This is a genomic window from Plantibacter sp. AC185, from assembly GCF_979258065.1.
Genome location: NZ_OZ409831.1, coordinates 2769415 through 2793344 on the forward strand (window position 1 = coordinate 2769415; position 23930 = coordinate 2793344).

The window sequence follows — 23930 nt, forward strand, 5'->3', positions numbered from 1 at the left end:
TGAAGCGTTCCAGGCGAGAAAGGCTGCCGGTGCGGGACCTGGGCTGCGGATGGTGCGGAAGTGGAACAGGCTTTCTGCGTCGACTCTATTGCTGATTCACCTAGAGCTCGAGGCTTGCCTGTACGAGGGATGGCGAAACCCAGCGCTAGTGGCCAGGTGTCGCTAGCCGGGTGAAACGACCAGATCTCATTGGACGGGTAGCCTCGGGGGCCCTCATGTCGCCAGCCTTCGTTAGGGTTCGTACAGTCGCGCCCAGCAGACTTCTTGAATCGCGGTGACAGGGCCGCGGTAGTCACTACCCGCTTAGTTCTGTCGTCGCTTTCGGGTGCACGAGGTCCGCGCCCGACCTAAACGCATCACCCCGACTGAAAGGCCCACACGTGGACACTTCTGAACTCAACTCCGCCGTCGGCCAAGGGCTGGAGCAGCTTGGGTTGGGGCTTCGCCCCATCGTCGAGGGTGCGTTCTCCGAGGCGGTGCCCGGTGTCGAGTGGACTCGGATCATCGAGGAGAAGGACCGCACGGCCGGGATCGGGCACGGGCGGTACTCGGCGACCGACGTGTCGCTGATGCTCAGGGCGATGACCGAGCGGATCGGGGAGCTGGGGTACCCGTTCGACCGCGTGCTGTCGCGGAGCGCTCGTGGGTACGCGAGTGAGCTTCGGGAGGTTCGGAATGCCTGGGCCCATAACGCGGGGTTCACGGAGCAGTCGGCGTATCGGGCGTTGGATTCGATGCAGTTGTTGTTGGCGAGCGTTGGGGCTGCGGAGCAGGCTGCGGTTGTTGGCGAGTTGAAGGGGCGGGTGTTGAGCCCTTCGGCAAGCTCAGGGACCGGTGGGGTGAGCTCAAGGACCGACAGGGTTGCGCTGGTCGAAGTGGCGAACGAAGACGAGATGGGCCCTTCGACAGGCTCAGGGACCGAGAGGGTTGCGTTGACAGGAGAGGCCAGCGATCGCGGAGCGGACGACGAGCAGAGCGCCGCAGGCTCCTTGTCTGCCGCAGGCTCCTCTCCCGCAGCCCCCTCCCCCACCTCCGTCTCCATCCGCGTCAGCGCGACGCCGACGCTCAGCTACGCGATGGCGCTCTGCAGCATCGCGGTGATCGACGAGATCGTCCTCGAGAACCACGGTGGGGAACGCCGGGCGGCGTCCGTCGAGATCGACGTCGTCACCGCCGATGGCGCCCTCGCCGACACCAAGGTGCTCCTCGCCGACCTCGGCGAAGACCGCACCACCCTCCTCCGCAGCCCCGAGGTCCTCCTCGATCCACGCCGCATGCTCCTCGTCGAAGAGCAGCGTCCCGGCGTCATCCGCGTCACCGTCCGCGACGCCGCCGGCACCCAGCTCGGCGCCGTCGAGAGCCCGGTCACCGTGCTCGCGTCCAACCAGTGGATCGCCGCACCCGTGCAGCTCGGCCTCGAACTCCTCGCCGCCCACGTGCAGCCCAACGCCCTCGTCGTCAGCGAGCTCATGCTCGAGGTCTCCGACCTCCTCGACCAGCAGACCGGCAACAGCTCCCTCGCCACCTACCAACTCGACGACCCCGCCCGCATCGACGCCATCGTCGCCGCCGTCTGGGACGCCGCGCGCGCCCGCGACATCCGCTACGCCGAACCGCCGGCCAGCTGGGGCCAGAGCGGCCAGAAGGTCCGCACCCCCGAGGAAGTCCTCACCGGCCACCTCGGCACCTGCCTCGACACCACCATCCTGCTCGCGTCCGTCCTCGAAGCCATCGGCATCCACCCCCTCCTCTGGCTGCTCAAGGACCACATCTTCCTCGGCTACTGGCGCGTCCAGACCACTCTCGACGTCGTCGCCAGCACCGACGTCTCCGAAGCCGTCAACTCCCTCGAGCTCGGCCGCATCGGCGTCGTCGAGACCACCATGCTCACCGGCACCTCCGCCACCTTCGCCGACGCCTCCCGCCGGCCCCACACCGACCACCTCGCCGGCTCGCTCGACGACTTCATCGGCATCACCGACGTCGTCCAGGCCCGCCTCCGCAAGATCTACCCGCTGCCGAGCCGCCGGATCAACGCCGAGGGCGAACCCGTCGTCACCCTCTACCAGGCGCCCGAAGCCCGCGCCCTCACGCAGGACGCCCCGGCCACCGCCGAGTCGACCGCCGCCGGTCACGGTCCCGACGTCCCCAAGCGCGTGTCCGCCTGGAAGAACGCCCTCCTCGACCTCAGCCTCCGCAACAAGCTCATCAACTACACCGACCGTTCCGGCTTCGAGCTCGCCGTCCCCGGCCCCGCGCTCGGCCGCCTCGAGGACAGCATCAACCACGGTACCCCGCTCACCCTCGTCGCCTCCGACAGCGTCGCGACGATCGACCAGCAGCGCGGCATCCGCTTCGGCCGCGACCTCGCCGAGAGCGACCGCATCACCTTCCTCGAGGACAAGAAGAGCGCCTTCATCGACGTCACCGAGGCCGCCTACCCGACGAAGCTCCGCGCCCTCGCCTACAAGGCCAAGACGATCGTCGAGGAGACCGGCGCCAACAACCTCTACCTCGCGTTCGGCATGCTGAGCTGGCGCTTCGGCGACCGCGACCTCCGCTCACCCCTCGTGCTCGTGCCCGTCACGCTCACGACCACGAGTCGCGGCTCCTCCTACCGCCTCACCCTCGACGAGTCGGGCTCCTCCACACCCAACTACTGCCTGCTCGAGAAGCTGCGGCTGAGCTTCGGCCTCGAGATCCCCGGACTCGCCAACCCCGCCGAGGACGGCTCCGGCATCGACCTCCCGGCCGCGTTCACCGCCGTGCGCCAGGCAATCCTCGACGCCGGCCTCCCGTTCCGCGTGGAGGAGACGGCGTCGCTGTCGATCCTCCAGTTCGCGAAGTACCGGCTGTGGAAGGACCTCGACGAGAACTGGGAGACGCTCGCGTCCAACAGCCTCGTCGACCACCTCATCAACTCGCCGCTCGAGGCCTACGCCGACCCGATGCCGGCGCAGACCGACACCGACCTCGACCGCCTCGGCCTCGACTGCCCGGTCGCCGCCGACTCCTCCCAGCTCGACGCCGTCGCCGAAGCGGTCGCCGGCCGCACCTTCGTGCTCGAAGGCCCTCCCGGCACCGGCAAGTCGCAGACCATCACCAACCTCCTCGCCCGCTCGCTCGCCGAGGGCAAGAAGGTCCTGTTCGTCGCCGAGAAGCGTGCGGCGCTCAACGTCGTGAAGCAGCGACTCGAAGACGTCGGACTCGGTGCGTTCTCGCTCGACCTCCACGACAAGGGCGCCAGGCCCAACGTCGTCCGTGCGCAGATCAAGACCGGCCTCGACCTCCGCACCAAGGCCGACGTCGACGCGCTGAGCACCAACCGCGAGCTGTCCGAGTCCGGCCTCCGCGCCCTCACCCGCTACGCCGACCGCCTCCACGAGGTCAACGCCGCCGGCTTCTCCCTCTACTCCGCGCGGAGTCGCCTGCTCGCGATGGACCACGACCTCGTCCCGATGGCGATCCCCGAGCAGCTCGTCGCCGCCGGCACGCCCGAGGCCTTCGAGCAGCTGCGGCAGGCGTTCCGCGACCTCCCCGAGCGCTCCGACCTCGCACGCCCGAGCACCACGCACCCGTGGGCGTTCCTCGACGGCCCGTCCGCTCCCGGGCTGGACGCCGCGACCGTGCAGCAGGCCGCCCGCGCGCTGGACGCGGCCCTCGCAGCGACCCTCGACGCAGGCCTCCCGATGGACGCCCTGCGCCTCGCGTCGCGCCCCGACCTCCTCGGACTCTGGTCGACCGCGGTCGCCGCACCGCGCCTGCCGATCGGTGCGCTCATGGCGGGAACGCGACCCGAGGACTTCTCCCGGCTCGACGACGCCCTCGCCGCCGCCGAACTGCTCCGCGACGCCCAGGCCGAGTGGCGCTCGACCTTCACACCCGCCATCCTCGACCGCGACATCGCCGGCCCGCTCCACGCCGCCGAGCAGGCCGCGGCGTCGAGCTTCTTCGGCCGCAAGAAGCGACTCCGGGCCGCGCTCGCGCAGCTGAGCGACGTCCTCGCCGTCGATGCCACCGTATTCAAGGTCAAGCAGCTCGTGCCGCAGCTCACCGAGGCGAAGGCGGTGCAGGACCGTCTCGTGCAACTGCGCGGCACACTGCGCTCGACCGCTCTGCCGCTCGTCGGCGACCGCTGGAACCCGCTCGTCGAGCCGACCCAGCCCGTCCGCGAACTCCTCGGCTGGTACCGCTGGCTGTCGGAGGGCTTCCGCCTCCCGGGCACCCCCGACGACGCGTTCATCACCGCCGTCCGCGACCACTACGCCACGACCCAGCCGTTGCAGCAGGCGGCCCAGGCGCTGACGACGCTCGCGAGCACCTGGAGCGACTTCCTGCGCACCGCGTCCGTCAGCACCGAGCGCCTGGCGGCGTGGTCGGGTGGCGAGGGCTTCCTGCAGGCCTGGTGGTCGACACGCGACGCACGCCGGCTCGACGCCGCCGAGCCGGTCGTCCTCGAACGCTGGCTCGACCTCGTGCGGGTCATCGAACCGCTCCGCACCCACGGGCTCGACGACGTCCGCGCCGCGATCCTCGCCGGTCGCATCGAGGCCGAGGACGCGACGCTCGCCTTCGAGAAGGGCCTTGCGCAGGCATCGATCGACGAGCGCGAGCGCACCACCACGCTCGACGCCTTCGACGCCACCGCCCACAATCGCAGCGTCACCCGCTTCACCACGAGTGTGAAGGCCGTGCGTGAGGAGCTGCCGCGGGCGATCCCGGCATCGGTGCTCGGCCTGCGGACGTTCAGTTCGCAGTCGGAGAGCGGTCAGGTCGGCGGGCTGCGTCGGCAGATCGACCGCCAGCGCGGCGGCATGAGTGTCCGTGCGCTGCTCGAGAACTTCGGCGAGCTCATCACGCAGATCATGCCGTGCACGCTCGCGAGCCCGGAGTCGGTCGCGCGCTTCTTCCCGGCCGCTGCGGAGCTGTTCGACATCGTCGTGTTCGACGAGGCGTCGCAGATCCGGGTCGCCGACGCGATCGGGGCGATGGGGCGTTCGCGCTCGGTCGTCGTCGTGGGCGACAGCAAGCAGATGCCGCCGACGACGTTCGCCGAGGCGGGCGCGACGATCGACGATGAGGCCGACTTCACGAGCGAGGTGCTGCAGGACGAGGAGTCGATTCTCTCCGAGTGCGTGCAAGCGCGGGTGCCGAGCAAGTGGCTGTCGTGGCACTACCGCAGCCAGGACGAGTCGCTCATCGCGTTCTCGAACCACCACTACTACGACAGCCAGCTGTCGTCGTTCCCGGCGCCGTTCGCGGGCGTGGGCGACGGTGGCGTGGCGGGTCATGGTTTGGCGTTCGTGCGGCTCGACGGGCAATTCGAGCGTGGCGGCCGCGGCAAGACGTTGCGGACGAACCCGGTGGAGGCGCAGGCGATCGTCGAGGAGATCTCGCGCCGCTTCGAAGCATCGCCGGACGAGACGCCGTCGCTCGGGGTCATCACGTTCAACGCGCAGCAGCGGACGCTCATCGAAGACCTGCTGCGCGATAGTGCCGACCCGCGGATCGCGCTGGCGCTCGACGAGCAGGACGGGCTGTTCGTCAAGAACCTGGAGAACGTGCAGGGCGACGAGCGCGACACGATCCTGTTCTCGATCGCGTTCAGTGCGAACGAGAAGGGCGTGATCCCGTTGAACTTCGGTCCGCTCACGCGGGCGGGTGGCGAGCGACGGTTGAACGTCGCGGTGACTCGGGCGCGGCGACAGGTGGTGTTGTTCGCGAGCTTCGACCCGTCCGAGCTGCGGGCGGAGCAGACCTCGTCTATCGGCATCAAGCACCTGAAGGCGTATCTGGAGCTGGCGCAGCGGGGGAGTGAGGCCGCGGGCGAGGACGGACGTCGTCAGGCGATCATCGACCGCCACCGCGACGAGATCGCCGACGAGCTGCGGTACGCCGGGCACGCCGTGCGGACGGATGTCGGCTTGTCGGACTTCCGGGTCGACATCAGCATCGCTACGGAAGCGGAGCCGGACCGACCGTTGGTGGCGGTGCTCCTCGACGGGGCGTCATGGCGTGAGCGTCGGACGGTCGCGGACCGTGACGGACTGCCGGTCGAGGTGCTGAGTGGCCTGATGCGGTGGCCAGGCGTCGAGCGCGTGTGGTTGCCGGAGTGGTTGCACCACCGTGAGGAGGTGCTGGACCGGTTGGTCGCGGCGGTTGAGGCTGCGGCTGAGCGAGCTGCAGCAGGGAGTGCGCCGACGGAGGTCGCGGCTGGTGCGGAGGCGGACCCGGCCGAGGCGTCGGCTGCTGATGATGCGGACGTCCCTGGCGAGGACTCGGACGCGCCCGCGCCCGTTCGCAGCGCCCGAGTGCGCGAGTGGTCGGAGCGGCTGGCGTCACTGGAGACCCTCTCGGAGTTCCGCGACCGCAAGGTCGGTGCGGCGCAGCCCGTCGAGGCGGTGCCGGAGGCGGACGCATCCGCGCGCCACCCGGAGCTCTCGGAGTACGAGCCCTGGGACGCACCCACGCTGGGTGGGATCGAAGTGCTCGACCGGTTGCCGGGCCGTCAGTCGGTCGTCGCGGTGCAGGGTGCGATCCGTGCTGCGGTGGAGGCTGAAGGGCCGATCCACGTGACGCGTCTGGCGAAGCTGGTCGCGGGTGCGTTCGGTCTCGACAGGGTGGTGGGGTCGCGGGCGAAGTCGATCCTCGACAAGGTCCCGACCGAGTTGCTGGGCCGCTCCGACGAGCCGTTCGCCTGGCCGACTTCGATCGATCCAGTCACCTGGCGCGGTGCGCGTCAGTCCTCGGCCGACGCGGCCCGCGCGATCGAGCACATCTCCCTGGTGGAGATCGCGAACGCGATGGCGATCGCAGCGGAGGAGTCCGCCGGCCTCTCGCCGGACGAACTCCGCCGCGAGACCCTCGCGATCTTCGGCGGCAAGCGAGTCACCGCCGCGATCGGGTCGCGCCTCGACGAAGCGCTCGAGTTCGGGCTGGCGTCGGGGAGGTTGGCGCGAAGCGGGCCGGACCGCATCGTTCCTGTGCTCACGTCACCGTAGTAGTGGTCAGAGGAGTACCCGTGCACTTACAGGTTGAGCGGACCGGGTCTTCCGCCAAGCCTCGGCTGGCCTGCCAGAGCACGAGCTGCTCTAGAGAATCCGACGTTCGCGAATGGCAGTGCGCCGTATTCCATCCAGAACTCCGCATGGAGGAGGTCCTCGATTTCTGTCGCAGATCCGACAGAGGTTTGAAGCCAGCTGACGGTAAGCGCTTCAGGGTCTGAGAGCTGCCAGATTGCGCGACCGCCGCTGTGATTGGCGGCCATCCGGGCGAACGGCGCGAGCCGGCCGCGAAGCCCGCGCCTACCTCCCGCTTTTCCGATATACACAGTTTCGGCTTGCGAGACCCAACGCGACTCAAGGTGATCGAGGTCATACGCGCGCAGTCGTTGACCGTGGCTCTTCTCGAGGAAGCGAGGCCGCAAGCCGACTGGGCGCGAGACCACGTATACGCCATGACCAAGAGGAACGCCCGCCAGGGTCAGGGTTCGCAGCTGGACGAATCCGTCGAAACCAGCAGCCTCTAGTCCGGGACGGTTCCAAGCTGTGACGAACGGTCGTGAGTGGGGTTCACGATGCGCTCCCTCGGTCATTCTGAAAACCACCTGGCGACGTAGGCATCCACCTGGAAATGCTCGACATCACGTGCTGATCGCCGTGCAGTACCATCGATTCTGCTCTTCGGCTCGATGAGCCAATGGATCTGGCGGATCCCTCGTGCGCTGTGCTCCTGAGCGAGTTCTCGTGCTTCATCCCTGGAGAAAACCCAGACGTCGTCGGAGTCCAAGAGCGCGACCGCGAGGAAATCGGCCTTCAAATCATGAGGGAAGAACCAGCCGACGCTGAGCGGCCCGGTGCCTCCAGATGGGCGCGGGCGCCGCTGGGTCTTTACCTGGACCGTCAATGCCTGGTTGCTGGCGGGGAGATAGGCGACGAGATCAACCCCGCTGTCGGTAGTGAGGCGCGCTGAATCTATGCCGTGTTTCAGCAATCGATACTGCACGAGCAGTTCGCCGGCAGCTCCGATGTGTTGGGTGGTACCTCGTGTCATCTCTGCTACTTCAAGTCTTTGGAGGATTTTTCGTCGTCACCACGTCGACGGAGCATCCGCTCTGACATGCCGCCCAGCAGCGTCCCCGCTGCGACGCGAGCGCGGTCGACTCCTTCATTCCCGAGGCGGACCGCTGCACCGACACCGGCTGCGCCGGTCTCGAGAGCACTGTCGCGAACGTCGGCAGCCGCCTCGCCCCATCGCTTCACGTGCAGTGCCTCATGGTCACTCTCGATACCCAGTCGGCTTTCGAATTCCACGATGGCAGCCGATGCATGGTTGCTCGAATGAACGACCTTGCGAGCGGAGAACGGGTTCATCAGCACCTTCCCATTCGCCAGCGTTGCTGCCGTGTTGATTCGAACGAGGAGGTTCTCGGTGGTCTTCGCGATGCGGTTCAAACGGTTCCTTCGTGCGGCCTGCAGCCCCACCCGGTGAGCGTCGAGTTCTGCAGGTGAACCATCCAGCACCCGGTCGAGTTCGAGGATGGCGATGCCGTCCTGCAGCTGGAAGCATCGAGCGAGAACAGCGAGCCATTCAGCCACGGATGACTCGGCGGACTTTGCCAGGACGGCGAGGTCGTCGACGTTCCCTTCCCGCTCCAACTTCTCCGCAATGGCGTCGAGCTGCAGCAGTGAATACGCCTGAGTGCGAGCGACAATGCCGGAAGAGTTCTGAATCTTGGACCAACCGGTCTCAGACACCCGTCCGGAATGCTCCCGGATCGTCATGGCCTCTTCGATCATGAGGTCGACGCCGATCATGTCGGCCAGAACAGAGTCTCGCTGACCGCGGAGGAGATCGTCGACCTTGGCGTCGATCTTTGCGAGGTAGTCAGTGATTTCATCCATGGCCTGCTGCATCGCGATCTGCGTCATGATGCCTGCCGCGCCAGCCAGGATCGCAGGATTCGCTACGAGCGTCGCCGGTCCCGTGACGAACTGGATGATCCCCTTGGTCTTCCCACCACTCATCAGGATGGCTCGACTCACTCCCGGAGACGAACCCTTCATCAGCGGGTACTTCTGCAGAGCCTTCGCGGATTCTTTCGTCAGCTTCACCCACCGGCCGGAGCTTGCGGCGATGTGAGATCCCACCTGAGCGGCGGTCGCGGCATGCCCCATGGCAGGACGAAGGCGCTCAAGCCCAAGGTGCTTCGACGTCAATCCCTCTGCTGCGATGAACCGTTCGACAGCAGCTGGATCGCCGATGACGGCCAGACCATCTTCGTCTGCGATCAGTTCGATCTCGTCACTCATGGGGTGATCCTTTGGTTGTGGGTTGGGCTCGTCAGTCAACCTAGACCGCCCGAGTACCGATGTCGCGAAGCACGGCGGCCGACGCGCGGACGCCATCCATCGCGCCCTGGATGGTAGCTGGGTCGCCGCCCGAGACCGCGGTCGTCAGCGTGTCGAGGTTGGTCTGCAGCCCGACGAGGGCGGGCGCCCATTCGGCGGCGATCGATGCCGGCACGTCCAGCGATTCCAGCTGACCGAGGTTGAAGCTGATCTCAGCCGTATTCGAGATCAACCGCCAGGTGCCGCCCTCGGCCAGCGTGGTGACCATGTCGTCGAGGTCCTTGTCGATGTCCGCGGTGTGCTTGCTCGCGCCCGCCTGGAAGGCGGCGACATCGACCACGGCCGGCGCAGCGGGCTCGGCGATGGGCTCGACCGTCGCGGTCGGAACCGGTGTCGGCGTTGCTGTCGGCGTCTGCGTTGCGGTCTGGGCGACGACAACCGGCTCGGTCCGTCCGCCGTTGATCGCGTTCGAGACACCACCGACGAGTAGGAGCGAACCGACGACAGCGCCAGCGATGATCCAACCCTTCGCCTTGCCGCTCATGCCGGACGTGGTGCCTGGCTGTGACGCGTATGGCGACGGAACCGGTGCGGCGGCGGCGAACGCGGGCGGTGCGGACTTCTGCAGCTGGAGCGGCTGGCTGACGAGCGGAGCGGTCGCCGCCTGCTGCGGAGGCATGACTCCGGCGGGCGCCGTGTGGGTGGTCCATGCGGCACCGTCCCAGTAGCGCTGCTGCGTCGGGTCCGAGTAGTCGGGGTACCAGCCGGCGGGCGTGGCAGAGGGCGGGGTGGTCGAGCTCATGGGAACGGTCCTTGCATCGGGTCAACGCGACCCGCAGCAGCATCGGATCATCGACGGCAGGTGACGGACCCGAGAACCGGGCCAAACACAGTCTGGCGGGGGAGGGGCGGGGGTCATCAGTCCCAGAATGGGTCACGCGCCCGAGTTGTGGGAGGGTAGCGCAAGGTGGATCGACGAGCCTGGTATCCCCGGCCGGCATCGACCACTCCGACTTGACCCGATGGAGAGTGACCTCCGCATGTCCGAAGCGCAACCTGAAATCGATCCCGGGGGAGACCCACCCGCGCCGATGAAGTTCATGCGAACCACGGCGGGGCAGTTTCTGATCGCGTGCTCGGTCATCGCGGCGATCGGCGCGATAGTCATCGTCAGCGTTGTCGTCGGCGGATCGCGTCCTCCAGCCGTCCAGTCGGACAGCCAGTCGTCGATGCACTCGCCGCCAGCTGACGGCCCTTCGATGCAGGCTGCAGATGATCCGATAGAACAAGCACGCGAGGTGGTTGGCGGCTCGTACTCCTACGAACGAGTGCAGCAAGCGACCGCTGCGGCGCTGGTCGCAACCGGTACGCCGGTGACGACCGACAACTTCTCCAGAGCTTGGAGTTCGGTCCTCGCCGTCACCGACAAGCTCGGTATCGAGCCGATGGACGTCATGTTGTGCGTGCCAGAGCTCGCTTCCTCCGAATCGGGCCTCACCTTTCCGGAGGTCGCTGCGCTCTGTGCCAGTGAGATCTATCTCGGCAAGCGGTGACGAGGGCGACCGACCACCGACTCTGAGCGGACCCGCTGGCGTTGGGGTTCTCGCGAGCTGGCCCTGCGCGGCACCGTCATGAGGCGCGCGATCAGCGGCGGAGTAGCTCGTTTCACAGGCGACGTATGTGGCTTATGTCACCAGTGCATTGACATCACTTCACCATGCGCCTAGCGTCGATGAGATGTTCGGCATCGGCCGACCGCAGCGGGGGAGGAGCCTGATGGGGAAGCCCTGGTACATCTTCACGGCCGCCGTGGCAGGCGCCATCGTGCTCGTGTGGCTCGTCCGGACGGTTCTCTGGCAGGAGGTCCCGCCGCCGATCGTCAGTGCGGTCTATGCGGTGATTGTCCTCTCGGCCGGCCTGGGATCCAACATGCTCCGGGATCGTCTCCTCGCGAAGGGTCGGGTCGACGAGTCGGCTGGTCTTGAGCGTGACCTATCCGTGACCGTCCGGGCCGGCAGCTTCAACGATCTCCTGCTCGTCTGCCTCGGGCTCGGCGGAATCTTCCTGCTCAGCGGCAACACCATCGCCGGGCTCGGCTGCATCGGCCTGGTCATCATCGCGATCGTCAGCGTCGAGACATGGGCGGCGCTGCTGAACAAAAAATCCCCCAAGTGCGCTTCAACGAGAGGCGTGGGGGATGTGGTAAGTGAAGCCTAGCATTCAGGCGCTGACGGTGGGGCGGCGGCGTTGAGGCTGTGCAGAGCGTTGACCACGAGATCCGCGACCACCTCGACCTTGAACCCCGCCTCGTTCTCGAGCCAGCCCGCGTAGTGCTGCTGGCCACCGGCGTGCGGATAGCGATCCTGGTACAGCGGTCGCCAGCCGTGTTCGGGGCCCGCCGCCATGATCGCGTCGACAGCATCCCGCCTGCCTCCGCGGAACGCGAGATGGTTCACACCCGGCCGTCGCCGATCATGCGTTGACGCACTGAGGTTCGGCGACGCCGTCAGCGTGACGTAGGTGTCGCCGGCCTCCCAGGACTCGCCGCCCGGCCATTCGCTCTCCTTGGAGAACCCGATACGCGACAGCAGCCAGGCCCAGCCCGCCCGCTCCGCCTCGACGTCCGCGAGCCACACCTCGACGTGATGCAGCCCGGGACCGGCCGGCGCCGACGGACGCTCCCGCTGCAGCGCATCAGCTCCGTCCTGCAGTCGCTCCAGCGTCCCCGCCACCGCGACCCGCGCGAGCGCATGCGGTCGCGCGAGCACGTCGATGTTCCGGGCGATCCGCACGTCCTCGAGCGGCACCAACACCAGTCGCGGATCGGCCCGCGGCGCCGTGTACCGGGGGAACAACGCCAGCAGCTCCCCGCCCACGATGAGCGACGCGGCCAGGTGGTAGTCGTTCACCCGATGCGCCCGATGGAACCGCACCCCAGCCGTCGCCTCGACCACCCCGAGCGCGACATCCGGCGCGAAGCCCGCGTGGGCGGCGATCCACGACTCGTCCGCGAGCTCGGCCGCCGACACCGATGACCGGCCCGCGAGCGAATGGTCCACCGACATCGCCACGTCGAACGGCTCGCTCAACAGCGTCGTCACCGACAACTGTTCCGACGGCCACGGCTCGTCATGGTCCATCCGGTGCGCGATGACGAGGTCGTACTGGTCGACGAGCTCGGCGAACTCCGGCTGCGCGACATCGTGCTCGCCGAACACCAGCGACGGTCCACTCTCAGCGTCCTCCAGCAACCCCGGCAGCAACGCCTGCCCGGCACTCTGGAACGCCGCCACCCGCACCCGCGCGCCGGTGTCGCCGCCGTACTCGCGCACCGTCTCGGCCGCACGGTCGATCAGTGTGTGGACCGTCCCCGCCATCTCGGCCAGCGCCATGCCCGCCTCGGTCAGGCGGATCTCGCGCCCAACCCGATACGTCAGCGCGACGCCAAGCTCACGATGCAGAGCGGCCAGCTGCTGCGAGATCGCCGGCGCCGTCACATGCAGGTGCCGCGCGACCGCCGCGATAGTGCCACGCTCGGCCAGCTCGCGCATGATCCGCATCTGAGAGAGATTCATCAGCTCAAGCTAACTGGTCGCGTGGAAACCCTCAATATTCATGACGGATCGATCTGACTACGTTGGTCACCAGGACAGCGCGACGACGCCCGTCCGCGACAGCCGGCCCCGCCGGCCGCCGCCGCTCCCGCAGGAAGGAACGCCGTTGCTCGCCCTCTGGAAACGACCCGACACCGCCGGTTTCGAACTCGTCGAGCGCGCGATGCCGGCCATGGGTTCCGACGACGTCCTGATCCGCGTCCACCGCACCGGCATCTGCGGCACCGACCTCCACATCGAGTCGTGGGACCCGTGGGCGGCCGGCGCGGTCGACGCCCCGCTCGTGCCCGGCCACGAGTTCTCCGGCGAGGTCGTCGAGGTCGGCAGCCGCGTCGAGGGGATCCCCGTCGGCGCAGCGGTCTCCGGTGAGGGCCACCTCGTCTGTGGCACGTGCCGCAACTGCCGCTCCGGCCGCCGCCACCTCTGCCGCCACACGCGCGGCCTCGGCGTCAACCTCGACGGCGCCTTCGCCGAGTACGTCGTCCTGCCGGCCACCAACGTCTGGGTCCACGGCGACCAGGTCACCCCCGACCTCGGCGCACTCTTCGACCCCCTCGGCAACGCCGTCCACACCGCGCTCAGCTTCCCGATCCTCGGCGAAGACGTCCTCATCACCGGCTGCGGCCCCATCGGCCTCATGGCCATCGCGGTCTGCCGGGTGGCCGGGGCACGCAACATCGTCGCGACCGACGTCGTCGCCGACCGCCTCGAGAAGGCCCTCGCCGTCGGCGCGGACCGCGTCGTCGACGTCTCGAAGGAACGGGTCGCCGACGCCCAGGCCGAGCTCGGCATGCTCGAGGGTTTCGACATCGGCCTCGAGATGTCCGGACAGGCCGCCGCGGCGAGTGAGCTCATCGAGAACCTCAATACCGGTGGCAAGGTCGCGCTCCTCGGTCTCCCGTCGACCAACATCGAGATCGACTGGACCAAGGTCATCACCCGCATGATCACCATCAAGGGCATCTACGGCCGCGAGATGTTCGACACCTGGCACCACGCGAGCGCAATGGTGGACCACAGCCCCGAGCTCCGCAACGCCCTCGAGTCGCTCGTGACCGCCCGCTTCCCGCTCGCCTCCTGGCAGGACGCGTTCGACACCGCGCGCGGGGGAGCGGCGGGCAAGGTGCTCATCGACTGGACCGACACCCGCGACGTCGTCATCACCGGCGTCGTCGACGAACAGGCACCGGTCGCCGCCCACGCCGCGACCGCCGCCTAAGCGACCGCGACACTCAGCTCAACCGCCCACTCGACCCCGAGGAGACGACATGTACGGCACCATCAAGGCGCAGCTGCGCGACCAGCTCGACCGCATCGAGGCCGACGACCTCACGAAGCGCGAGTTCGCGATCACGTCCCGCCAGGGCAGTCACGTGACGATCGACGGCCGCGAGGTGCGGAACTTCTGCGCCAACAACTACCTCGGCCTCGCCAACGAGCCCTCGATCGTCGAGGCCGCCAAGCTGGCGCTCGACGAGTGGGGCTACGGGCTCGCGAGCGTCCGCTTCATCTGCGGCACGCAGCAGATCCACCGCGACCTCGAGCAGGAGTTGAGCGCGTTCCTCGGCACGGAGGACACCATCCTGTTCTCCTCCTGCTTCGACGCGAACGGAGCGGTCTTCGGTGCGCTGTTCGGGGAGCACGGCGCGATCATCTCCGACGCGCTCAACCACGCGTCGCTCATCGACGGGATCCGTCTGAGCAAGGCCCGCCGCCTGCGCTATCGCAACCGCAACATGGCCGACCTCGAGCAGCAGCTCATGAACGCCGCCGACGCTCGTCGCACCGTCATCGTCACCGACGGCGTGTTCTCGATGGACGGCTTCTACGCGCCCTTGGATGAGATCTGCGACCTCGCCGACCGCTACGGCGCGCTCGTCCTCGTCGACGACTCGCACGCCGTGGGCTTCGTCGGCCCGGGTGGTCGCGGGACGCCCGAGTTGTTCGGGGTGCAGGACCGCGTCGACATCCTCACCGGCACCCTCGGCAAAGCGCTCGGTGGTGCGTCGGGCGGGTATGTGAGCGCGAAGCAGGAGATCGTGGACGTGCTGCGGCAGTCGGGCCGGCCGTACCTGTTCTCGAACAGCCTGGCGCCGTCGCTGGTCGCCGGAGCGCGTCGGGCCGTGGAGCTCGCGGCGGAGGGTGACGAGCTGCGGGAGGGACTGTTCCGCAAGGCCGACCTGTTCCGGTCACGCATGACCCAGGAGGGCTTCCGGCTGCTGGAAGGCTCGCACCCGATCATCCCGGTGATGTTCGACGACGAGCAGCAGGCGGTGCAGGTCGCGGCGCGGATGTTGGAGCAGGGCATCTACGTGATCCCGTTCAGCTTCCCCGTGGTGCCCCGCGGCGAGGCCCGCATCCGCGTGCAGATCAGTGCCGCCCACAGTGAGCAGGACATCGAGGACTGCGTCGCGGCGTTCGTAGCGGCGCGGGGGTAGGTGCGGCGGCTACTCAGCGAGGTGATCGGCGTCGCTGGAAGCGGCCGTCGATCGAAGTCGCATGCTCAGCACGTGCCGCACCGACCCGTCTGCCCCGAGGTCGTCGTCCACGCGCCGCATGCCGATCTTCTCCGCCACGCGCGACGACGCCCGGTTGTCGGGGTGGACGATCGCGACGAGCTCTGACGAGTCCGTGTGCTCCTGGGCGAAGTCCCGACTGGCGGCGGCGGCCTCGGTCGCGAACCCTCGACCCTGCCAGGCAGGACTCACGTGGTACCCGACCTCGAGCTTCAGATCGCCGTTGACCCGCTGCCACGTCAGGCCGCAGTCACCGACGAAGTCGCCGTCGCGGGTCTCGATGATCCACAGGCCGAGACCGTACTGGGCATAGTTGTCCTCGTTCCAGGCGATCCACGCCGCGGCCTGCTCGCGGGTCTTCGGCGCCGGGTAGAACTGCATGACCGCAAGGTCGCCGAGGAGCTTCGCCATCTCGTCGAGGTCCGCCGGTGTCATGCGCCGGAACCGGAGGTGCTCCGTGTCGTGGGGAAGTGGCATCAGTTGCGCGGCCTCTACTGCGGCAGGCCGCGTCCTGCGGCGGCTCGGCGCTCGGCCTGTGTCTCCGCGTGGTGCTTCCGAAGCGCCGACAGGACCGCGGTCCGGATGATGAAGATCCACAGCAGCACGAACAGGATGAAGCCGAGCAACCCGGCAGCGCTGTAGAGGACGATGAGGGCCGTCGGGTCGAAGTTCATCCATGAAGGCTACCGGCACAGTGAACCGACCTCGGCGATCTTGAAATGCAATATTTCAGTGGCCTAGACTGGGCTGATGTCCCTAGTTCTCTCCGCCCGCCCCGACGGCGATCCCACCCGGAGGAGGCGATGACGCGAAGCAGGCGGGAACGGCTCGTACTCGTCTTCCCTCGCCGTCAGCTCGACGCGTTCATCGCGAGTGCTGAGAGACTCGAGTGCGATCTGGTTGTCGTTCCGAGAACGGACGAGGTGGCGCTCTGGAACACCGGTCTGCCGCCTTCCATCGTTGGAGTTGAAGCGTGGTCCGGGCCGCTCGACGGTCTGGATCTCGTCTACTTCCTCGAGCGGTTGATCGAGGACTACGGTGCGACGGGGATCGTCGGCTTGCACGATGCGGCCCTACTGGCCGTCAGTAGCGCCGCAGAGAGCTACGGTCTCAGCTCCCTCGATCCTGAAGTGGTCGCTGCGCTTCGATCCAAGGGCGCTATGCGCAAGGTGCTGTCCCAGCACGATATGCCGACGCCAAGGTTCGTGGTGGGCTTGCTCGACACACCGTTCGTGAACGAGGCGTTGAAGCTGCCGCTGCCGCTCGTCGTCAAACCAGTCGACGGCTTCTCGAGCATCGGCGTCGAACGAGTCGAGCGTTACGAGGATGTGGCGCCCGCATGCGAACGTGCGCTCGTCGCGATGCGCCGCGCGGGGATGTTGGCCGGGGAAGTGGTGATCGAAGAGTATGTCGACGGTCCCGAGTACGCGGTGGAATCGATCTCGTACGAAGGCCGGACGCGGGTGCTGACCATCGGGTACAAGGGCCGACCGTCGGGACCCTATTTCGAGGAGTCCGTCTACCGCATCCCGTCCGGGCTGACGCCAGAGGCAGAACGAGACATCCGCGCGGTCGTCGAGCAAGCTCATGGCGCCCTCGGCATCGATACCGGGCCGGCCCATACGGAACTCCGTGTCGGGAGAAACGGTAAGCCCTACATCCTGGAGATCGGTGCGCGAGTGGGTGGGTCCGGTGTATCCCATGTCCTAGTGGAGGCCGCCACCGGCATCGACTACTTCGCCGAAGTGTTCGCTGTCGCGCTCGGCCGCCGACCGTCGGTGCTCGACGTCGACCAGTGTGCTCCGATTCGGGCCGCCGGAAACTACATCGTGCCCTGCGGCGGTAGCGGAACGATCTCTGAGATCCGAGGGCTGGAAACGGTGCGGAAGCATCCAGCTGTCACCGACGTCGTGCAGATGATGCGTGCGGGCGATCGGGTGCGTCCGTATCCCGAGTTCAGTGGATATCCGGCATTCATCCTGTCGGTGCACGACGACCTCGATCAGCTGATCACGTTCCACCAACACTTGGACCGTGACGTCTCGGTCCGCTACGAGGAGCACCATGACCGATAGCTCGAACGCCCGCGACCGCGACCTCGCCGGATCACGCCTCTTGATGATCGGGCTCGACTGGCCGGCGGTCGATACTGCAGCAGCCCTCGGCGTCGAGACGGTGGTCATCTGCTCACGAGCCAGTGCGCGAGCTGGGCTTCGTGAGCTTGGAGACTTGCCAGTCCTGCTGGTCGAGGACCACAGTCGACTCGACGATTGTCTCGCCGCTCTGATGCTCGCCGGCTCGCGTCCCGAGCAGTTCGACGGTGTCTACACGACGGACGAGTTCGCGCTCGGCGCCTGCAATGGGCTCGCCGCGCTCGCCGACACGTCGCGGCTCACCCGCTCAGGTGATGTCTCGGTCCTTCGTGACAAGCGCGTGCAGAAGAGCGCGGTCCAGGCAGCAGGGATCGCGACCGCCGCCCATTGGCCGATTCCGGACGTGCGGACCTTCGACGCCGGTTCAGTGCCCTGGCCTGGCTCGTACGTCCTGAAGCCGGCATCGCGCGCAGGGACGATGCACACCGCGATCGTCCGGAATGAGCCCGAGCTCCGTGCGGCGCTGACCGCCCTCGGCGAGTCCGACGCCGGCGACAAGGACTTCCTCCTCGAATCATGCGTCGACGTCGCGAAGGAGTGGGTGGTCGACGGGATCGTCTTCGACGGTCGCGTCGAGTTCCTCTCGATCAGTCACTACGGTGCTCCGCCGCTGCAATCACTGAGTGCCGGTGCGCCGATGACGATGGTGAAGCTCGACCCAACACAAGCGCCTGACGCGTATCGGGACGTGTCGCCGATGGCCGAGTCGGCGCTGTCCGCCCTCGGCGCCTGGCGCGGGGCATTCCACATGGAGATCTTCTGGTCGCCGAGCGACGGCTACGTCTTCGGTGAGTGCGCCCTCCGGCGTGGAGGGGCCTTCACCTTCGAGCAGCTGCTCCTGAAGTACGGCTTCTCGATCGTCGAGGCAGCCATCCGCTGCGCGCTCGGGCGACAACCGCAGCAGCCGACCGCGACGCGTTCCGGCATCGTCGGCACGACGCAGTTGCTGACGCCGGAGGGCACGATCCTGACGGTTCCGACGCTCGACGAGGTCCACGGCCAGAGCGGCGTCGAGTTCGCCCGGTACTTCCTCGCCCCCGGATCGGTCCTGCGGCACGGAGCCGCCCACGGAACGCACATCCGTACCGCTGAGGCACTCATCACCGCGCCGGATCTCGCCCAGTTCGACGAACGGGTCCGCCTGCTCCAAGCTTGGTTCGCTGAGCAGGTCGACGTGGCACCACCAGCGTCCGATGCCGCCGGGCTTCGGGCCTGGCAGCGAGCGCACTTCTCCGATGCGATGCCATCGGAGGCGACGTTCGGTCTTGATGCCGGGCCAGGTGCGCGATGACCTCGCTGCTGCATGGACTGCGCGGCGGCTGGCATCTTCCGAACGATCTCAGTGACGGGGATCGGCGGACGGTCGTCGCCATGCTGTCCAACGGACTTGCGAAAGCCGTGGCGCGCGGAGGATTCGTGGCGCTGTCGGTCATCTACCTGTCGAGTGGGCTGCGCATCGATGAGCAGACGGTCGCGGTCGCCGTCTTCATCACAGGGGCGTTCGGGCTTGTCGGGTCGCTCTTCGGCGGGTTCGTTGCCGACCACTTCAGCCCGAAGGCGGTCACCGTCGGTTCGTCCTGCGGTGTCGCAGTCGGGTACGGCTCGCTCGTGTTCTACGACGACTGGCTGATGGCTGTCATCGCGTTCAGCGTGGTGGCTGCATTCGACCGGAGCTCCGCGGCGACTCTCGCGACGTGGATCGGTCAGCGGCTGCCGACCGCGGCCGCGACGAGGTGTCGCGCTCTGATGCGTGCGGTCGGCAATCTCGGCATCGCGATCGGAGCCGCGCTCGCTGCGGTCGTCCTCGTGCTTCCTGACCCGACTCCGTACGGCGCAGCGTTCCTTGCGATGGCGGTAGCTGAGATGGGAGGCATCTTCCTGCTGCTGCGCGCCCCTCGGCCGAAGCCGGTCGACGCCCGACCGGTTGGGGAAGGATCGCCGCTGTCGGTGTTCTCCAACCACGGATTCACGGTCTTCGTCCTCGGGATCGCCGCGCTGTCGTCGTTCTACCTGATCCTGGACTTCCTGCTGCCGCTGTGGGTGTCGACCGGAACTGAGGATCGCTACGTCCTCATCCCCGTCGCGATCGTTGTCAACACCGTCCTGGTCGTCTTGCTGCAGGTCCCGATCTCCTCCCTCGCCGACACACCCTCACGGTCGGCTCGTGCGCTCGCTCTCGCGGGCGGACTCCTGTTTGGCGCGACAGCGTTGTTCGCTGCCTCGACGCTGGTCCCTGACCTGCCGGGCGCCTCGCTGTTCTGCGGGGCTGTCGTCGTCCTCACCCTGGCCGAGCTGTTGACGTCGGCCGCCGGGTGGACCCTGAGCTACGCCTACGCGCCACCGCAGCGGATCGGCGCCTACCAGGGCGTCTTCGGTTTCGGAACATCGCTCGGGGTCATGGTCGCGCCTGTCGCGCTCACCGCGATCGTCATCCGGCCATCGGTCGGAGAGACCGCGGTCGGATGGCTGATCCTCGGAGGTGCGTACACGATGATCGGCGGTCTGCTGTGGGTTGCAGTGTCGCGCCGGTTCCGAGCCCAGAAGCACTGATGGCCCCTGGGGCACAGCAGTCGAGGACTGCGTCGCAGCGTTCGTGGGGGCAGGGGCGACAGCGAATGCTCGGACCGTATCCTTCACCAACGATCGTCCTTACTGAAGGATGGCTCCATAAACTTCAGTAACGCCCCTCCCTGCTGAAGCCTGTCGGGCGCCGAGGTGCGCTCTGAGCCGTCGCCAGCACCAATGAGACGCGCCGGTTTGACTCTCCCGTAGGGGGAGGCGTGATGCTTGAAGCATGTTGCACATCGGAGAGTTCGCAGGCATGACCGGGTTGAGCGTCAAGGCGCTCCGCCACTACGACGAGAAGGGCGTCCTGGTTCCGGCCGACGTCGATCCCGACTCCGGCTACCGCCGCTACGGCGAGGAGCAGGTGCGTTCGGGCGTGATCGTGAAGGCCCTCCGCGATGCCGGTGTTCCCCTCGCCGCAGTGGGCGTCTCCGTCGCCGGCGCCGACCCGTCGACCGCTCTCGACGTGCACCATCGCCTGGTCCTGGAGCAGCGGGAGCAGGAGGACCACGCGTTCGCGCAGGCCCGCTTGGTCGTCGCGTCGCTCGCGGCACCGGTCGAGATCGTCGAACGCGCGCTCCCGCCCCAGCCCTACGTCGGCCGCGTGCTCACCGTGCCGCGCGGCGACGAGGACGCCGTGACGAACGACGACGCGAACGAGCAGTTCTCGCAGCTCTACGTCGCCCTGCAGGAGGCCGGCGTCGGTCCGACGGGCACGTTCTGGACCGCGCTCCGTCCGGGCGAGCAGGGGGCGGTCGAGATCGTCTGCTGCTGGCCGACCTCGTCGCAGCTCGAACCGACGTGGGGTGGTGACGAGACCACGGTCAATGTGCTGCCCGAGCGGACCGAGCTCGCTGCGGTCTGGCGATCCGAACCCGGCGTCGAGCTCCCCGAGGGATCGACCCACCCCGCGGTGGTCGCCCTGTTCGACGCGATCGCGGAGCGGGGGATCACGATGCCGACCACCGAGCTGCGGCAGCGGGTGCTGGGCCAGACCGCCGACGAGTACACGGTCGAGGTGTCGATCACCCTGCCGTGAGGTCGCTCTCCCACCGCGCTTCCCGGGGGCGTGTCAGGCCGGGTCGTTAGGCTGGAGTCGTGGCCAACAGCAAAGATTTCGACACCCGGTACGAGCTCCGTGAGTTCCCGTTCGCGAACGGGGCCGACGGCGAACCGACGCCCGAGAGCCTTGCGGCCCTCGACGCCATCGGATTCGGTTTCCACGAGTCCACCCCGAAGCCGGAGGCGCGCAAGCGCAAGGTGAACGAACTCATCGCCGACGAAGCGGTGCTGCTCGGTGCCTATGTCCGCAAGCCGCAGCCCGGTTCGGTCGACGAGACCTGGCCCGCCGGCACCTTCTCCTGGTTCCCGAAGGCGCTCAGCTGGGGCGACGGCACCAGCATCAACACGCAGGCGATCTCCGACGTCACGGTCCGCCCGACCGAGCGCCGCCGCGGGATCCTGCGCCGCATGATGACGCAGGCTCTCGAGCGCGGCGTCGCTGACGGCTATGCGATCGCGGCCCTCACCGCCAGCGAGGGCACGATCTACCGTCGCTTCGGATTCGGCTCCGCGATCCGTGAGCGCAACGTCGTCGTGAAGCGCGCGAAGGCCCTGCCGTTCCTCGCGCCGACGAGCGGCATCGTGTCGGTCGTCACCCCCGAGTATCTTGTCGATGGCGTCGCACGTCAGGTGTTCGACCGCTTCGACGAGCGCTCGATCGGGTCCATGGTCCGCAACACCGGATCCTGGCCGTTGGTCCTCGGCACGCTGGGTCGCGACGGCGAACCGGCGAAGGACACCCGCGCCGCCGTGCACCGTCCCGCCGACGGCGAGGAGATCGACGGCTACGTCACGTGGCGCATGGTCGAGCAGCCCGGCGGTCAGACCGGCATCGAGATCATCGACCTCGTCTACGCGACCGACGCGGCCTACCTGTCGCTCTGGGAGTTCCTGCTCTCCATCGACCTCAACGACGTCGTGAAGTACAACCGCGCCAGGCTCGACGACCCGATCGTGTCGGCCCTCGGCGACAACCGTGCCTACGACATCGAGCACGAAGAGGACCACGTGTGGCTGCGCGTCCTCGACCTCCCGGCCGTCCTCGCGTCGCGTCCGTTCGCGGTCGACGGCACGTTGACGATCGCGGTGACGGACGCGCTCGGCTACGCGGCCGGCACGTTCCGCCTCGCGGTGACCGGTGGTCGCGGCACGGCCACGAAGCTGAGCGACGAGACCGACGCTGCCGGCGCCGACCTCGCGCTCGACGTCGCCGACCTCGGTTCGCTGCTGCTCGGCGCGGTCTCGCCGGTGTCGCTCGCTGCCGCCGGTGTGCTGCAGGCGGCCGACCCTGCTGCGCCGCTCCTGCTTCGATCGATGCTCCAGACGCCGCGCGCTCCGCACGGGATCACCTTCTTCTAGGGCGGTCCTGAGCAGCGATCCGCGGACGTCGCGCCGTCGCGGATCAGTCGCGTTGCTCGATGAGGGTGAGTTGCGTGCCGTCCGGGTCGATGAGGAATCCAGCTCGGAGTCCCCAATCCTGCATCCGGACCGGGTGCAGGCGAGGCGCGCCGACGGTCGCCTCGGCGACTCCCGATTTCTGAATGGCGTCGTAGAGCTCGTCGACGTCGGCCACACGCAGGCAGCACATTAAGCCGCTCGATGCCGGGTCGAGGTCGGGTGCCGGGAAGAACTCGAGCTGCAGACCACCGCGGACGAGGATCAGCCAGCCGTCGTCTCGGAACGTGCGCTCGAAACCGAACGCCGAGTAGAACGTCTCCGTCGCGTCGAAGCTGCGGGACGGCAGGTTCGGTGTCGCGCGGTCGTGTCGTGTCGAGGTCATGGAGTCGATGATCGCAGCGTGACGGCCAGCTGGGAAGGTCAGGCCGACGTGGTCGGTGTCGCGAGTCGTTCCCGCAGGAAGGCGACCACGCGCTTCCGGGCTTCGAACGCCGGGTGGCCGTCGCGCTCGCGGACCTCGCCCGTGAGGACCGAGTGCGCGGTCTTCGAGAAGCCGGCGGCGTTGCCGGGAGAGGAGTCGAGTTCGATGACCTCGAACGCGTTACCGAGCTTGGCCGCGATGGTCGCGAAGCGCTCCCGTGGGACGGCTCGATCCTCGCTGAAGCGGAGGCCGAGTGCGCAGACCGAGCCCTGAGCTGCGCGGGCTGCGACGGCGTCGAACTCGGCGCTGGACATCCCGGGGTCGATGCGGCGGGCCCGGCTGACGGGGAACGGCGTGGACGGCTGGCTCATGACGGACGCGAGGACGTGCTCGTCGACGGCAGCCGCGAGCGCGAAACCGCCGGTGAAGCACATGCCGATGACGCCGACGCCAGGGCCCGGCGTGCGGGCCGCGAGGTCGGCGGCCAGTGCCCGGACGTGGTCGGCGACGGGTCGGTGGGCGCCGGTCGCGAACGCCTTGAACTCGGCGGAGACGCAGACCTTGCTGACGCTGGCGAGCGTGTAGCCGAGGGTCCCCTCGTGTCCGGGCGTCCCGAACGGTGACGGGATCGCGACGGTGAAGCCCTCAGCGACGAGGTGCTCCGCCAGCCCGAGGACCTCGGGCGTGAGTCCGGGCAGCTCGGGGATGAGGACGACGCCCGGCCCCGACCCCTTCTCGAAGCGGTCGTGCGTGACGCCGCCGCCGGTGAACGGGGTCCGCACCCAGCCGGTGAGGTCTGCGCGTGGAGCGGTGTCGGTGGTCGCATCGTCGGTCATGGGGTGAGCGTAGTC

The 23930-nt window shown here is 68.0% G+C and carries 18 protein-coding genes and 2 pseudogenes; 11 read left to right on the plus strand and 9 right to left on the minus strand.

Annotation, left to right across the window (positions count from 1 at the left end):
• Window positions 1–380: 380 nt before the first annotated feature.
• Window positions 381–749, plus strand: a pseudogene (locus ACZZZB_RS13135) (Swt1 family HEPN domain-containing protein); the annotation flags it as partial.
• 183 nt (window positions 750–932) lie between these two features.
• Window positions 933–7001 carry a DUF4011 domain-containing protein gene (locus ACZZZB_RS13140; protein ID WP_463530562.1) on the plus strand — a complete coding sequence of 2023 codons (6069 nt, stop codon included), beginning with the start codon at window positions 933–935 and terminating at the stop codon, window positions 6999–7001.
• A 589-nt stretch (window positions 7002–7590) separates the two neighbouring features.
• Here the strand turns inward: ACZZZB_RS13140 and ACZZZB_RS13145 are convergent.
• The 3 genes from ACZZZB_RS13145 to ACZZZB_RS13155 are packed head-to-tail and all read right to left on the minus strand — an operon-like array spanning window position 7591 to window position 10152.
• On the minus strand, window positions 7591–8052 hold the full coding sequence (locus ACZZZB_RS13145) for a hypothetical protein (protein WP_137244047.1): 462 nt from the start codon (window positions 8050–8052) through the stop codon (window positions 7591–7593).
• Between the two features lie 5 nt (window positions 8053–8057).
• Window positions 8058–9311, minus strand: coding sequence for a hypothetical protein (locus ACZZZB_RS13150; protein ID WP_463529915.1), 1254 nt, complete (start codon window positions 9309–9311; stop codon window positions 8058–8060).
• Between the two features lie 40 nt (window positions 9312–9351).
• Window positions 9352–10152: a DUF2510 domain-containing protein gene (locus ACZZZB_RS13155; protein ID WP_463529916.1), complete on the minus strand. Its 801-nt coding sequence runs from the start codon at window positions 10150–10152 to the stop codon at window positions 9352–9354.
• A gap of 238 nt (window positions 10153–10390) precedes the next feature.
• Here ACZZZB_RS13155 and ACZZZB_RS13160 point away from each other — a divergent pair, with 238 nt between their 5' ends.
• Both ACZZZB_RS13160 and ACZZZB_RS13165 read left to right on the plus strand, forming a co-directional pair.
• Window positions 10391–10903 (plus strand): hypothetical protein, encoded by a 513-nt coding sequence (locus ACZZZB_RS13160; protein WP_463529917.1) that lies wholly within the window; start codon window positions 10391–10393, stop codon window positions 10901–10903.
• A gap of 184 nt (window positions 10904–11087) precedes the next feature.
• Window positions 11088–11567, plus strand: a complete 480-nt coding sequence (locus ACZZZB_RS13165; protein ID WP_137244044.1) for a hypothetical protein — start codon at window positions 11088–11090, stop codon at window positions 11565–11567.
• Here ACZZZB_RS13165 and ACZZZB_RS13170 read toward each other — a convergent pair.
• Together ACZZZB_RS13170 and ACZZZB_RS13175 are read right to left on the minus strand one after the other, a co-directional pair.
• A complete protein-coding gene (locus ACZZZB_RS13170) occupies window positions 11564–12040 on the minus strand; it encodes a VOC family protein (protein ID WP_228502027.1) in 477 nt (158 codons plus the stop codon). The two genes, ACZZZB_RS13165 and ACZZZB_RS13170, sit on opposite strands and share 4 nt — an antisense overlap.
• 24 nt (window positions 12041–12064) lie before the next feature.
• Window positions 12065–12925 (minus strand): annotated as a pseudogene (locus tag ACZZZB_RS13175) (LysR family transcriptional regulator); the annotation flags it as partial.
• A 145-nt stretch (window positions 12926–13070) separates the two neighbouring features.
• Here ACZZZB_RS13175 and tdh point away from each other — a divergent pair.
• On the plus strand, window positions 13071–14183 hold the full coding sequence (tdh, locus tag ACZZZB_RS13180) for an L-threonine 3-dehydrogenase (protein WP_137244318.1): 1113 nt from the start codon (window positions 13071–13073) through the stop codon (window positions 14181–14183).
• A gap of 49 nt (window positions 14184–14232) precedes the next feature.
• Window positions 14233–15402: a glycine C-acetyltransferase gene (locus tag ACZZZB_RS13185; RefSeq protein ID WP_463529918.1), complete on the plus strand. Its 1170-nt coding sequence runs from the start codon at window positions 14233–14235 to the stop codon at window positions 15400–15402.
• Window positions 15403–15411: 9 nt separating this feature from the next.
• Here ACZZZB_RS13185 and ACZZZB_RS13190 read toward each other — a convergent pair whose 3' ends face one another.
• Both ACZZZB_RS13190 and ACZZZB_RS13195 read right to left on the minus strand, forming a co-directional pair.
• Entirely contained in the window at window positions 15412–15957 is a 546-nt protein-coding gene (locus ACZZZB_RS13190) for a GNAT family N-acetyltransferase (protein WP_463529919.1), read from the minus strand.
• A 14-nt stretch (window positions 15958–15971) separates the two neighbouring features.
• On the minus strand, window positions 15972–16154 hold the full coding sequence (locus tag ACZZZB_RS13195; RefSeq protein ID WP_137244039.1) for a hypothetical protein: 183 nt from the start codon (window positions 16152–16154) through the stop codon (window positions 15972–15974).
• A 249-nt stretch (window positions 16155–16403) separates the two neighbouring features.
• Between ACZZZB_RS13195 and ACZZZB_RS13200 the strand changes: the two genes are divergently transcribed.
• From ACZZZB_RS13200 to ACZZZB_RS13220, 5 genes are all read left to right on the plus strand, one after another.
• Entirely contained in the window at window positions 16404–17555 is a 1152-nt protein-coding gene (locus ACZZZB_RS13200) for an ATP-grasp domain-containing protein (protein ID WP_463529920.1), read from the plus strand.
• The gene (locus tag ACZZZB_RS13205; protein ID WP_463529921.1) at window positions 17545–18924 is read left to right on the plus strand and encodes an ATP-grasp domain-containing protein; all 1380 of its coding nucleotides are present in this window, start codon (window positions 17545–17547) and stop codon (window positions 18922–18924) included. The genes ACZZZB_RS13200 and ACZZZB_RS13205 overlap by 11 nt, the downstream gene beginning before the upstream one ends.
• 80 nt (window positions 18925–19004) lie before the next feature.
• Window positions 19005–20183: an MFS transporter gene (locus ACZZZB_RS13210; protein ID WP_463529922.1), complete on the plus strand. Its 1179-nt coding sequence runs from the start codon at window positions 19005–19007 to the stop codon at window positions 20181–20183.
• Between the two features lie 244 nt (window positions 20184–20427).
• The gene (locus ACZZZB_RS13215; RefSeq protein ID WP_463529923.1) at window positions 20428–21237 is read left to right on the plus strand and encodes a MerR family DNA-binding transcriptional regulator; all 810 of its coding nucleotides are present in this window, start codon (window positions 20428–20430) and stop codon (window positions 21235–21237) included.
• A 59-nt stretch (window positions 21238–21296) separates the two neighbouring features.
• The gene (locus ACZZZB_RS13220) at window positions 21297–22619 is read left to right on the plus strand and encodes a GNAT family N-acetyltransferase (protein ID WP_191941873.1); all 1323 of its coding nucleotides are present in this window, start codon (window positions 21297–21299) and stop codon (window positions 22617–22619) included.
• A gap of 43 nt (window positions 22620–22662) precedes the next feature.
• Here the strand turns inward: ACZZZB_RS13220 and ACZZZB_RS13225 are convergent, their stop codons facing one another.
• Window positions 22663–23040 carry a bleomycin resistance protein gene (locus ACZZZB_RS13225; protein ID WP_463529924.1) on the minus strand — a complete coding sequence of 126 codons (378 nt, stop codon included), beginning with the start codon at window positions 23038–23040 and terminating at the stop codon, window positions 22663–22665.
• A 38-nt stretch (window positions 23041–23078) separates the two neighbouring features.
• Window positions 23079–23915 carry a dienelactone hydrolase family protein gene (locus ACZZZB_RS13230; protein ID WP_463529925.1) on the minus strand — a complete coding sequence of 279 codons (837 nt, stop codon included), beginning with the start codon at window positions 23913–23915 and terminating at the stop codon, window positions 23079–23081.
• Window positions 23916–23930: the final 15 nt, after the last annotated feature.

What these genes read in the sequence shown, in the direction of transcription:
- ACZZZB_RS13145 (WP_137244047.1), bottom strand. Translation starts at nt 8,052, where the DNA reads ATGACACGAGGTACCACCCAACACATCGGAGCTGCCGGCGAACTGCTC.
- ACZZZB_RS13150 (WP_463529915.1), bottom strand. Translation starts at nt 9,311, where the DNA reads ATGAGTGACGAGATCGAACTGATCGCAGACGAAGATGGTCTGGCCGTC.
- ACZZZB_RS13155 (WP_463529916.1), bottom strand. Translation starts at nt 10,152, where the DNA reads ATGAGCTCGACCACCCCGCCCTCTGCCACGCCCGCCGGCTGGTACCCC.
- ACZZZB_RS13160 (WP_463529917.1), top strand. Translation starts at nt 10,391, where the DNA reads ATGTCCGAAGCGCAACCTGAAATCGATCCCGGGGGAGACCCACCCGCG.
- ACZZZB_RS13165 (WP_137244044.1), top strand. Translation starts at nt 11,088, where the DNA reads ATGTTCGGCATCGGCCGACCGCAGCGGGGGAGGAGCCTGATGGGGAAG.
- ACZZZB_RS13185 (WP_463529918.1), top strand. Translation starts at nt 14,233, where the DNA reads ATGTACGGCACCATCAAGGCGCAGCTGCGCGACCAGCTCGACCGCATC.
- ACZZZB_RS13190 (WP_463529919.1), bottom strand. Translation starts at nt 15,957, where the DNA reads ATGCCACTTCCCCACGACACGGAGCACCTCCGGTTCCGGCGCATGACA.
- ACZZZB_RS13195 (WP_137244039.1), bottom strand. Translation starts at nt 16,154, where the DNA reads ATGAACTTCGACCCGACGGCCCTCATCGTCCTCTACAGCGCTGCCGGG.
- ACZZZB_RS13205 (WP_463529921.1), top strand. Translation starts at nt 17,545, where the DNA reads ATGACCGATAGCTCGAACGCCCGCGACCGCGACCTCGCCGGATCACGC.
- ACZZZB_RS13210 (WP_463529922.1), top strand. Translation starts at nt 19,005, where the DNA reads ATGCTGTCCAACGGACTTGCGAAAGCCGTGGCGCGCGGAGGATTCGTG.
- ACZZZB_RS13215 (WP_463529923.1), top strand. Translation starts at nt 20,428, where the DNA reads ATGTTGCACATCGGAGAGTTCGCAGGCATGACCGGGTTGAGCGTCAAG.
- ACZZZB_RS13225 (WP_463529924.1), bottom strand. Translation starts at nt 23,040, where the DNA reads ATGACCTCGACACGACACGACCGCGCGACACCGAACCTGCCGTCCCGC.
- ACZZZB_RS13230 (WP_463529925.1), bottom strand. Translation starts at nt 23,915, where the DNA reads ATGACCGACGATGCGACCACCGACACCGCTCCACGCGCAGACCTCACC.